This is a genomic window from Ramlibacter sp. AN1133 (assembly GCF_037890035.1).
In the GTDB taxonomy this organism is placed as follows: domain Bacteria; phylum Pseudomonadota; class Gammaproteobacteria; order Burkholderiales; family Burkholderiaceae_C; genus Ramlibacter.
On sequence record NZ_JBBKTQ010000011.1, the window covers coordinates 195,059 to 205,397 of the forward strand.

Here is a 10,339-nt window from a genome sequence, read left to right on the forward strand (position 1 = left end):
GGCGACTGCGATTGTCCACAGTTAGTTATTCCCAGTCAAGAGTGCTTTTGATGCCGGCATAGGCCTGCCGGCAGTTTTAAGGCTCGATTCGTGGGCGCTTCCGCGCACCGCGATGGTGTTCCACACCCATAAAGACTGGAGAATTCAAATGGGTAACGACAAAACTGTGACGATCTACGTGGAGGGCAAACCCCACGAGTGGCCCAAGAACGAGGACATCTCGTATGACCAGGTGGTCAAGCTGGAGGTCCCTGAGTACACCCCTCAGTCCAATATCACGTACTCCGTGAAGTGGACCAAAGGCCACGGCGAAAAGCCCGAGGGAATCCTGGTAGCTGGCGCTTCCGTGAAAGTGAAAGATGGCATCCGATTCACTGTTTCGGAAACTGGTCAGTCGTAACGACGACCTGGCCAAGCTGGTCGAAAAGGGGTACGCCGTCACTTTCGATAGTGGCTGGATGGTCATTCGCGACATTCCGTATCTCGACCAGCATGGCGCGCTGCACGTCGGAGCCATCGCTACCAAGCTGGTATTCGTCGACGCCGCCGAGGTCACCCAGGAAGACCACACCATCCTTTTCGCGGGGGCGCACCCTTGCGGGCTGGATGGTGCGGCAATCCCTGCGATAGACGCTGGCGCGCACACGCTCACGCTGACCGAAGCGTGCAGCGACGTTGTAGTTCAACGCCGGTTCTCTAACAAGCCGCACAAGGCGGGGCAGTGGGGAAAGTTCGAGAACTTCTTCGACAAGATCGAGAGCTATGTGGCGATCATCTCCGGACCTGCAGCGCACAAGCACGGAACATCGCCGCTTACGTTTCGGTCAATCGAGGACAACCCGCCGCCCTCCGTGTTCAAGCTTCAAGACAGCCTGACCTCGAAGGCGGAAATTGCGGACCTGTCGCGCAAGATCGAAAACGATGTCCTCGCCGTCATTGGATTGGGTGGCTCCGGGGCCTACGCCCTAGACTATCTGGTGAAGACGCCAGCGAAGGAGATTCGCGGGTTTGATGGCGACGCTTTCCACCTCCACAACGCCTTCCGCTCACCCGGAAGGTTGGAGGAATCGGAGCTCGGCCAACAGAAAGCCATTGTGTACCAAGGGCGTTACTCAAGCTTCCGGTCCGGGCTGAAGCTGGAAGCGCGCTACATTGATTCTGAGTCAGGTGATGCCTTCGAGGGCGTGACGTTCGCCTTCGTCTGCGTGGACAAGGGATCAGCGCGAGCCGCGATCTTCGACTTGCTGATCGAGAAGGGCATCCCCTTCATTGACGTCGGCATGGGCTTGAAGCGGGCGCCCAGCGGCCCCCTAAAAGGAATGCTGAGGGTGACGTACTACTCGCCCGAAGACGCCCGCCGCGTGCGTGATCTCGGTCTGGCCGAGATGAACGACGGGCCGGAGAATCTATATCGGACCAACGTTCAGATCGCAGAACTCAACGCGCTAAACGCCGCGCTCGCGGTCATTCGATACAAGCAGCTGCGCGGCTTCTATGCCCAGGTCGACGCCCTGTTCCATCTGCTATTCGACATCGGCGATCTCAAGATCGTCGGAGAGGGCGGCGACGATGAGGATTGAGCTGAAGCATGTCGAGCACATGCCGAGCCGACTGGATCCCGGCATTCTGTACGTGTCATTGGAGTTCGGGACAGCCCAGCATCTCTGTGCCTGTGGCTGCGGGTCAAAGGTGCGCACGCCGCTGGGAACTGCGGAATGGCAGTTGCAAGAGACGCCCAGGGGGCCGACGCTGAGCCCATCGATCGGAAATTGGCAGAAGCCGTGCCGATCGCATTACTGGATTTTGCAAGGTGAAGTCCGGTGGGCGGAGGACTGGTCCGAGGCGAAGGTCGCCGCAGGCCGTGCGCGCGATCACGGCCGCTTAGAGGAGCACATGGCGGGCGAGGCTGGGAAGCGCCGCGGTGGCTTCTGGCATCGCCTGCTGCGCCTTTTCGGGTTCTCCAACTAGTTGGCCAGGGCAAAAGGAGCAATCATGACGTGGAAACTTCGAAACAAACCGTCCGGAATTCCTAAGGTCCCTGGGATCCCCAAGATCCCGAAGATCGAGCCCATCAAACCGATCGAGCCGATCCGGCCAGTCAAGCCGATCGCTCCCATCGGGAAAGAGTACTACTGGGCACCCGACAAGAAGCGTTGAAATGAACTATGCGGCACTGCCATGACCCGGCTACCACGCGCCGACCGGCGCCTGCGGAGTGCTAAGACAAGCATTGCCGCATACCTCGCTGCGCTCGGCGGCCAATGCCAAGTACGGACAACTGCGGTCTTTCGGTCGAATATCTCTGTGAGTCCGCAGGCAGTCTGAATCGGTCTTGTGAGCAAGACCCGGCTCGCAGCGGGTGCGGTCGGTCGCTGGTGGGAGTCAAGTTCACCTTTTCCGGTCGAATGCGGCCGTAAGGCACCCTCACCTGTAGAAGGGCGACCGACGTCAACGGGTCGCAAGCAGTCGTGCTAGGACTTTTTGCCTTCCGCCGGCAGGGCGATGCTTTCGTTGGAGGCTGCCTCTAAAGTTTGACGCACTGTTGGAGCGGCATATGGCGCAGAACGTTCAGATTACTTGCATAAACAAGACTCCGCGGATGGATCCCCATGATCGCATTCACACCATCGGCGGAGGCAACCCAGACGGGACGCGATGGAAGCTCGGGCAACAGGAGGCCATTGCAGGCATCGAGGCGGGGAAGTGGCAGCCCTACGTTTCCGTTGGCGGCAAGAGCGTTTGGGTCGACGTGGCAACGAGTCGATGGGGCAACAAGTATCTCAAGATCCGAGATGACGGTGAGCAGCCCAACAACCTCCTCAGCCTTCCTGAGTGCGCATAGACGAACATCTGAGGCCGAGTTCGTCTGATTCGGGTCGAAGGTGGCGATCCGCACAGTGATCGCGCTTCGGGCCGCGGGTGAATGAAGACGCCCTGCGTGAAGAGCCCTCCGAGCAGTTGACTAGCGTTGGCCGCACTGTTATACGCTAGGTTCTATGCACACTATTCGTCTGCGCGAGCGGACCTCTGTCGCCGAGATTCTGAAGTGGCAGCTGAACATAGCTTCCCAACTTCAGATCTCAAGATCATCTAGCTTCGAGCCCGGGGCTCAGGGTCTTGCATTCTCAGCACTGCGCGGCTTGATGCCACTGACTGAGACCCTGGAGGTCTTGTGCGACTTCGCTGAGCCGAAAAGTCTGGATGAATGTCAGAGGACGATCTTTGGCACTCCGTTCGGCTTTTCGCTGGCTCGTGTTGTCAAGAACATTTCCTTCGAAAGTCAAGGCACGCCCGCGAGCGGTAATTTCAAACCTTTGCTTGGCGCGCTCTACAAAACTACTAATGGCTGCATAGGTCTCGGCACTCAGCGGGCCTTGGTCTCCGCAGACCCGGCCTTCCCATTCCCTTTAATTCTCCTAACGCCAGCGAATTCCGATGGCGAGTTCCCCGCGCCCTCAACATTTCTCGTTGCTTTGAGGAGGATGGCCCAGGAAATCGGACTGGAGAAGTCCTTCCACTCAAGGCTCGAAGCCAGTCTTCTCTCGTTCGTCTATGAGGGCTTTCGCAACAGCCTAGAGCATGGGCTTCCTGCGGACGAACGAAAGCGAGGCAGAAGCACACGCGCAGTCATCTTGGAAAAATTGCTCTTCGGACATACAGACATTCAAGTTCGAGATTTGTCTAGTGACCTCAAGGCCTATTCGATGCGTCTGCAGGAGGGACAACTGCACAAAGGGGGAGGCTTAGTCTGCGTAACGGTGTGCGATCAAGGCGATGGGATTGCCCGGACACTACCCGCCGTACCTGAGAGCGAGCTTTCGAACGACAGATTTGCGCGTGCGTTCAGAGAGGGCGAGAGTAGAAAGCCACCTGGAATGGTGAGCCGCGGCTTGGGTTTGCCAAGTATGGTCGCGGCAGCAGGACGGCTGCAGGCGCTTGTCAGGATTCAGTCCGGGGATCAATCCGCAACGCAAGACTTTTCACTAGCGGAAGAGAAGTACCCAGCGCTCAAATTCGATGTCCAGCAGCAAAGGCATACGGACATGGAGATTGGGACGACATTTTCCATTTTCCTCCCGGTCCCAACGGAACATCCTGACCAAGAGCGCCTCTTCCGCCGATGAAGGTCGCTTTCAGCCCTTTGCCAGCTTACTCGATGGAGGACCTAGAGCACGCAATTGCGCAGGTCCCCGACGCCGAACTGGTAGACGCTTATGGCATCGTGATTCGCGCCGTGGCGGACTTTTGGATGCAGCTTGTCGCGCCCGACGGAGTTCTCGGCGAGCCGCTGGAGATTCAACGGGATGCCCTTGCCCGACGTGCAGGCGGACTCCACGTGTTTATCGCACCAGATCCTCATGAGATCTGCGAAGCGCTAGCTCACGTAGGGACTGCGGATCTCGAACTGCATCCTCTCCAGCTTAAGTACGCTGATCATGTGCTTCCGATTCTGCAGACCGCCGACGATCAAGCCGTGGTCGCCATTCGCACGGCAGCACTAGACAAGGCTCTGAGAGCGCAGTTTCCCCGCTGCTTGGTTGAGGCGTCCCAGAATCATCACTTTGTCCTACCGTCGGGTGCGCACACCTCCCTGTTCATCAGACTGGCTGAAGCTTGCGTGGATCTCGACACTGTTGACCTGTTTGCGTATTGGGTTGCACTCGAGCTTCGCAGATCCGATCCGGAAGGTGCCTCACAGGGCTTCAAACTGGTAGTGGACCACCCCAGCATGCTTCTGCTGGGAGTACGGATCTCGAAGTTCTTTCGAAGTAATGTCGCTGTCCACGCGCTCAGGAGCTATTCCACTGACGTGCAGACTCGGACCGAGACGATCGACACCCTTGCCAAATTCGAAGCCCACAAGCTAGTCCTGTTGATCGGAATTGCATCGACAGGGAGGTTGGCACGTTTCGTCGCGGACTGCGCGCGCGCTGCTCGACGGCCCCCACCAGCCACGTTGGTAGTCTTCTCTGTCCAGGAAATCCCTGCTGTGCAGGTGCTTTGTAACTTGCCGCTTCGAGACTACTCACACTTTGGGCCCGACGAGAAGTGTGGCCTCTGTCAGGGGGGGAGCCAACCCGTTAACGTCAGTGGCAGCACTTATCTAGTAGGGTATCAACCTGGCCAAGCAGTCGCCTTGCCGCGACAGAGGTTCGACAAGCAAAGGAAGTTTCTAGAGCGCTACGGCAAGGTCCCGGGAGTGCTGCGGGTTCACTACGACGATCCGAATGAATATGTTCCTCGGCACCACGCGTTTTACATAGACGTAGGCTCACTCATGCGCGCTGAGGAATTCCGTTCGGAATTTTCCGAGGCACTTCGCAACTTGTCCCCCCGCCCGGACGTCGTGATCTCCCCATCTCATCCCACAGCGGAGGTCCTTGCTGATTTCGCTGTGGGGTTGCTAGGCTGCAGCAGGGTCAGGTATGTGAACGCTCTGGCGTCAGCGCTGGATGACCCGGCTGTACGAGACGCGCTTCGGACAGCTTCCACCGTGCTGGTGCTAGACGATGTGTTTATCACCGGCGGGCGCCTTGATGGCATTAACAGAAGTCTTCGCGAAGAAGGGGCGGCACTATCTCCACTCCTTTCGACTGTGCACTTCCTGACCCTCATTTCGACGTCCGCATCTGAGGAGAGGTACGCGCAGCGAAAAGCTGGTCTCACAGGAACTCACCGATGGGCCGCCAGCCTATCGCATTTGCACGAAATTCCTCTTCCTGACTGGCACGACAAAGCCCACTGCCCATGGTGCAAAGAGGCTCAGCTTCTTTCACGAATTGCCCAAGTGGACGCACTCATGGAGGGGCCGGTCGTGGACCGGTTGAGTGCGCTCGGGAACCTGACTGAAGGCCTCTCACTTCAGCCGTACTTTTTGTCCAACACAGAAGTCAACGTGCCACCGCTCGGGGACCAGTCAGCTGTTCTCAGCCAAGGCGCCACATCGATGCAGTTGCTACTGGCTTGCGCAAGCGCGATCCAGCAGCAGCGATACGTGCGGGACAAGCCGCTAGCTGCCGATAGGTATCCAGCCCCGACCTACCTCGCGGATCGAGTGTTTTCCACGAACTATACGGAGCGTGCAATTTGGCTGGCGCTGCTTCGGGGTTTACGCGGCCACGAACTGGAGCCTTCTCTTAAAGCAACGCTCAAGGAAGCGGCGCTGGCGCTTTTGCCTGAGCACCCTGAGGCCTTCATCTCCGGTGAACTGGCTGTCGTCTGGTTGTGCGGAAGTCTTGGAACGATACCGAATACGGAAAGGGCTCGAGCTTTCTTCCGGAGCCTCGGCATCGATTGGCGAACACTGATTGAACTGGGATTCGTTTCTGAGGAGATCAGCGCACCGGACAAGTGGCAGGCTGACGCCCGAAGAACAGGCATGTGGCGGACGACAGCATTGTTCAGAGCCCCCTGGCGACACTTCCTCCGATGGGCGGGCGGCGTCGCTCAAGGTCTCCGGAGTGGGTCATATCGACGCAAACCGGATCGCGTTCCTTCGGATACTGAGCCCTGAGCGAGCGGGATCGGACGCATCGGCAAAGCGCGTTTGCTAAGCAATAGTACAAACGTCGCTCTTGGAAGTGCGCACGCGAGCGTCTGCTGCCGGCCAAATCGCGATCGATCATCCTGCACGTCGTCAATGTCGGCTATCGGCGATCGCCGACACTGGCCGGCGCCAACCCGACCGTCCGCTCCCAGTCTGTTCCGGTCGTTGGCGCGATGACCACGGAGACAGCAGATGGCCGGAAGCGGCTGTTCCCTCGGGCAGCATCCCGCGTCGTAGCATTGGTGAGCTATGACCTTCTGCCTTGCCTCGCAGCGGAATTAAGCTGTTGTCGGATGAAGATGCGATCGCGCTGACCATCGGCTTCGGCCTGAAGAGGGACCTCATCTGAGGAATCGAAGAAGAACGGCGTCCCTCGAGTGAATCGCGGTCCCTGACTGGGTACGCTCAGCAAACACGGCCGCTTCCGACCCCCCAAGCAGACGCAGTCACCCACACCGAAGACTCTTTGCCTGCGCGTCAACTGCCTTGGGATTTTTCTCCACCGCCCATGCAGGCAGTCCAAAGGCGCGATCGAACGCCCACGTGAACGGTAAGCGCGGCCTCAAGGCCCTATTGAGCTGACTGGAAGAGCAGTTCAGGATGTGTCCACGATGCAAGACAGTGGACACACCTCAGACTGGCATGGCGAACGAGTGGAGCGCGTCAAGGCCAACGGCAAACGGGTCTTCTCCAGCGCCTTCAAGGCTTGGCTGGTTGCACAAGCCGGTCTGCCTGGCGTCTCGGTTGCTGCGCTGGCGATGCGCCACGAGATCAATGCAAACCAGCTTCGACGCTGGATGCGACTTGAGCACTTGGCGCAGCCCCGGGGAGCGCCCGCTGTCCTGCCGGTGGTGTTGGCGCCGCAGCCTTGCGGGGTGGAGTCCACTGCTGCGACCCCGCAGCCTGCGCCGAGCTCTCATCCGATCGAGATCGAAGTCGCCGGCGCCCTGGTGCGGGTGCACCACGGCACCCAGCCGGCGCAGCTGCGGATGGTGCTGCAAGCGCTGCGCGCATGATCGGCCTGCCTGCGGGCACGCGCGTGTGGTTGGTGGCGGGCCACACGGACATGAGGAAGGGCTTTGACGGACTCGCGGCCATCGTGCAGACGACGCTGGCGGCCAATCCCTTCTGCGGGCACGTGTTCGCATTTCGCGGCCGCAGGGGAGACATTCTCAAGGTGCTCTGGTTCGACGGCCAAGGCCTCCTGCTGCTGGCCAAGCGCCTGGAGCGTGGTCGCTTCGTGTGGCCGCAGGCAGACAGCGGCAGCGTGGCGCTCACGCCTGCGCAGTTGTCGATGCTGCTGGAAGGTATCGACTGGAGGATGCCGGTGCGCACCGACGCACCGCGGCTCGCAGCGTGACGTACTGTATGACGTCGACTCCGGTGCTGCCCTGATAGGCGCGTGGGCGCCGAGCTGGCACAGTATCGATGTGCCTGGCCGCAGCGACACCTCCCACGAGATGCCCGACGACGTCGAGGCTCTCAAGCAGCGCCTGCAGGTCAGCGAGGCCGAGCGCGATCTTCTAAAGCTGATGGTGGAGAGGCTGACGCTTCAACTCGCGAGGCGCAACCGGACCCTGTACGGCACGTCCAGCGAGCGATTCGATGCGGCACAGGGTAGCCTGATCGAAGCAGCACCACTGGATGAAGTGGCCAGCCGCAAGGCGGCGCCAAAGCCGGCAGCGAACAACTCGCAGATCGACCGCAGCCTGCCGGCGCATCTGCCACGCGAAAATCACGAGCACCGACCAGGGACCACCGGGGCGCACCACGACGCCGCCGGACAGCCCTGTGGCTGCAGCGCATGTGGCGGGCGTCTGCGCCGCATCGGCGCGGATGTGTCTGAACACCTGGAATACGTGCCTGCGCGTTTCAAGGTGATTCGCACCGTGCGCCCGAAGCTGGCATGCACGAAGTGCGAAACGATCTTCCAGGCTCCTGCTCCTGTGCGACCAGTCAGTCGCGGCATGGCCGGCGCCGGCCTGCTCGCGCACGTGATGGTGAGCAAGTATTGCGACCATCTGCCGCTGTACCGGCAAAGCCGCATCTATGCGCGCGAGGGCGTGGAGATCGACCGCTCCACGATGGCCGGCTGGGTCGAGCAGGTACACGATCTGCTGGATCCGCTGGTTGCCGCATTGGGGCGCTACGTGCTGGCCGCGCAGAAGGTGCACGCCGACGACACGCCGGTGAAGGTGCTCGCTCCCGGTGAAGGCAGGACGCGCACCGGCCGCCTGTGGGTGTACGTGCGCGACGATCGCGCCAGTGGCAGCCACGCGCCAACGGCGGCCTGGTACCGCTACTCGCCGGATCGCAAGGGTGAACATCCACGCGGCCACCTCGCCAGCTTCACTGGAATCCTGCAGGCCGACGCCTATGGAGGCTGGGGCGGCCTGTATGACAGCGGCCGGGTAACGGAAGCGGCATGCTGGGCCCACGCACGACGCCCTTGGTGGGACCTGTACATCGAACACGGCCGCGACGAAAACGGGTTGGCCGCGCAGGCGCTGCGCCGCATCCAGGCGCTGTACGCAATCGAGGCCGAGATTCGTGGCCAGCCGCCGGATATTCGACGGCAACATCGCCGTGCACGCGCCGGACCGCTGCTGGCAGAGTTGCACGACTGGCTGCACGCGGTACTGACGCGCGTATCGGCGAAGTCCGAGCTGGCCAAGGCTGCCCGCTATAGCCTGGGACGGTGGCAGGCACTGACACGGTACGTCGAGGACGGCCGTGTCGAGATCGACAACTCCGCGGCCGAACGGGCGCTGCGCGGTGTGGCCCTTGGGCGAAACAACTACCTGTTCATGGGCTCCAACGACGGCGGCGAACGCGCTGCCGCCCTCTACAGCCTGGTGGAAACCGCCAAGCTCAATGGCCTGGATCCTGAGGCCTATCTGCGCGAGGTGATTCAGCGCATCGGTGAGCATCCGGTCAACCGGGTTCACGAACTGCTGCCGTGGAATCTGCGGCCCTGCGTCGAGCAGCACGCCAAGGTGGCCTGAGGATGGCGACACGCGTCAAAGGGCTGAAGCTGCCCGTGCCGATGCTGCAGCTCCACATCGAGCTCAAGGAGGTCAAGCCCAAGGTGTGGCGGCGCATCCTGGTGCCCGAGACGATCACGCTGCTGAAGCTGCACATGGTGATCCAGGCCGCCTTTGGCTGGACCCATTCCCACCTGCACGAGTTCATCGGACGAGACGGGCAGCGCTACGGCACGAGCGACCCCGACTACGACGCACCTGGAGAGGTCGCGAGCGAGCGCATCCGGCTCACCACCGCAGTTGGCGGCGGGCGCACGCTGCACTACGTGTACGACTTCGGAGACTCCTGGGAACACCGCATCAAGCTGGAGAAGACATTCGCGCCGGATCCGCAGATCAGGCTACCCTGGTGCATCGACGGCGGAGGTGCGACCCCGCCCGAGGACTGCGGCGGCGCGCCTGGCTACGAGGACTTCCTGCAGGCCATGGCCGATCCCCACCACCCAGAACACAAGAACATGGCCGGATGGCTTGGCCATGAAAGCTGGGATCCGAACGCCTTTGATGTCGCCGACGTCAACGACTGGCTGGCCGACATCAAGGTCTGAACGTCAAGAGGGTATCGAGGCCACGCTTACCGTGAACGCGACGGCGTAGGCGAAGAAGAATGCGAGTAGCCCCAGATTGGCCACGAACGCGGCGACAGGGGAGATGTCCAGCCACAGCGACATCACTGGAACGAGGATGACCGCCAGGCCTCCCTCGAAGCCGGTCCCGTGTGCAAGCCGCCTGCCGAACGAGCGCCCGC

12 protein-coding genes are annotated in these 10,339 nt (G+C 60.9%); 11 read left to right on the top strand and 1 reads right to left on the bottom strand.

Features of this window, described 5'->3' with window-relative positions:
- Positions 1-148 precede the first annotated feature (148 nt).
- From WG923_RS17430 to WG923_RS17480, 11 genes are all read left to right on the top strand, one after another.
- Positions 149-400 carry a multiubiquitin domain-containing protein gene (locus tag WG923_RS17430; protein WP_340352252.1) on the top strand — a complete coding sequence of 84 codons (252 nt, stop codon included), beginning with the start codon at positions 149-151 and terminating at the stop codon, positions 398-400.
- Positions 360-1,580 carry a ThiF family adenylyltransferase gene (locus WG923_RS17435; RefSeq protein WP_340352253.1) on the top strand — a complete coding sequence of 407 codons (1,221 nt, stop codon included), beginning with the start codon at positions 360-362 and terminating at the stop codon, positions 1,578-1,580. The genes WG923_RS17430 and WG923_RS17435 overlap by 41 nt, the downstream gene beginning before the upstream one ends.
- The gene (locus tag WG923_RS17440) at positions 1,570-1,968 is read left to right on the top strand and encodes a DUF6527 family protein (RefSeq protein ID WP_340352254.1); all 399 of its coding nucleotides are present in this window, start codon (positions 1,570-1,572) and stop codon (positions 1,966-1,968) included. The genes WG923_RS17435 and WG923_RS17440 overlap by 11 nt, the downstream gene beginning before the upstream one ends.
- A 24-nt stretch (positions 1,969-1,992) precedes the next feature.
- Complete coding sequence (locus WG923_RS17445) at positions 1,993-2,157, top strand: hypothetical protein (protein WP_340352255.1); 165 nt, start codon at positions 1,993-1,995, stop codon at positions 2,155-2,157.
- A gap of 397 nt (positions 2,158-2,554) precedes the next feature.
- On the top strand, positions 2,555-2,842 hold the full coding sequence (locus WG923_RS17450; protein WP_340352256.1) for a DUF3892 domain-containing protein: 288 nt from the start codon (positions 2,555-2,557) through the stop codon (positions 2,840-2,842).
- A 154-nt stretch (positions 2,843-2,996) separates the two neighbouring features.
- Entirely contained in the window at positions 2,997-4,124 is a 1,128-nt protein-coding gene (locus tag WG923_RS17455; RefSeq protein ID WP_340352257.1) for a hypothetical protein, read from the top strand.
- Positions 4,121-6,514 carry a phosphoribosyltransferase gene (locus WG923_RS17460; RefSeq protein ID WP_340352258.1) on the top strand — a complete coding sequence of 798 codons (2,394 nt, stop codon included), beginning with the start codon at positions 4,121-4,123 and terminating at the stop codon, positions 6,512-6,514. The genes WG923_RS17455 and WG923_RS17460 overlap by 4 nt, the downstream gene beginning before the upstream one ends.
- Positions 6,515-7,158: 644 nt before the next feature.
- Positions 7,159-7,563 (top strand): IS66-like element accessory protein TnpA, encoded by a 405-nt coding sequence (gene tnpA, locus WG923_RS17465; RefSeq protein WP_340352259.1) that lies wholly within the window; start codon positions 7,159-7,161, stop codon positions 7,561-7,563.
- A complete protein-coding gene (tnpB, locus tag WG923_RS17470; RefSeq protein ID WP_340352260.1) occupies positions 7,560-7,907 on the top strand; it encodes an IS66 family insertion sequence element accessory protein TnpB in 348 nt (115 codons plus the stop codon). Before tnpA ends, tnpB begins: the two co-directional genes overlap by 4 nt.
- Before the next feature lie 100 nt (positions 7,908-8,007).
- A complete protein-coding gene (gene tnpC / locus WG923_RS17475; protein ID WP_340352261.1) occupies positions 8,008-9,552 on the top strand; it encodes an IS66 family transposase in 1,545 nt (514 codons plus the stop codon).
- A 2-nt stretch (positions 9,553-9,554) separates the two neighbouring features.
- Entirely contained in the window at positions 9,555-10,139 is a 585-nt protein-coding gene (locus tag WG923_RS17480; RefSeq protein ID WP_340352262.1) for a plasmid pRiA4b ORF-3 family protein, read from the top strand.
- 3 nt (positions 10,140-10,142) lie between these two features.
- Here WG923_RS17480 and WG923_RS17485 read toward each other — a convergent pair.
- Positions 10,143-10,339 (bottom strand): chlorhexidine efflux transporter (locus tag WG923_RS17485; protein ID WP_340352263.1); only part of this gene is annotated, 197 nt, incomplete at its 5' end.

What these genes read in the sequence shown, in the direction of transcription:
- WG923_RS17430 (WP_340352252.1), top strand. Translation starts at nt 149, where the DNA reads ATGGGTAACGACAAAACTGTGACGATCTACGTGGAGGGCAAACCCCAC.
- WG923_RS17435 (WP_340352253.1), top strand. Translation starts at nt 360, where the DNA reads ATGGCATCCGATTCACTGTTTCGGAAACTGGTCAGTCGTAACGACGAC.
- WG923_RS17440 (WP_340352254.1), top strand. Translation starts at nt 1,570, where the DNA reads ATGAGGATTGAGCTGAAGCATGTCGAGCACATGCCGAGCCGACTGGAT.
- WG923_RS17445 (WP_340352255.1), top strand. Translation starts at nt 1,993, where the DNA reads ATGACGTGGAAACTTCGAAACAAACCGTCCGGAATTCCTAAGGTCCCT.
- WG923_RS17450 (WP_340352256.1), top strand. Translation starts at nt 2,555, where the DNA reads ATGGCGCAGAACGTTCAGATTACTTGCATAAACAAGACTCCGCGGATG.
- WG923_RS17455 (WP_340352257.1), top strand. Translation starts at nt 2,997, where the DNA reads ATGCACACTATTCGTCTGCGCGAGCGGACCTCTGTCGCCGAGATTCTG.
- WG923_RS17460 (WP_340352258.1), top strand. Translation starts at nt 4,121, where the DNA reads ATGAAGGTCGCTTTCAGCCCTTTGCCAGCTTACTCGATGGAGGACCTA.
- tnpA (WP_340352259.1), top strand. Translation starts at nt 7,159, where the DNA reads ATGCAAGACAGTGGACACACCTCAGACTGGCATGGCGAACGAGTGGAG.
- tnpB (WP_340352260.1), top strand. Translation starts at nt 7,560, where the DNA reads ATGATCGGCCTGCCTGCGGGCACGCGCGTGTGGTTGGTGGCGGGCCAC.
- tnpC (WP_340352261.1), top strand. Translation starts at nt 8,008, where the DNA reads ATGCCCGACGACGTCGAGGCTCTCAAGCAGCGCCTGCAGGTCAGCGAG.
- WG923_RS17480 (WP_340352262.1), top strand. Translation starts at nt 9,555, where the DNA reads ATGGCGACACGCGTCAAAGGGCTGAAGCTGCCCGTGCCGATGCTGCAG.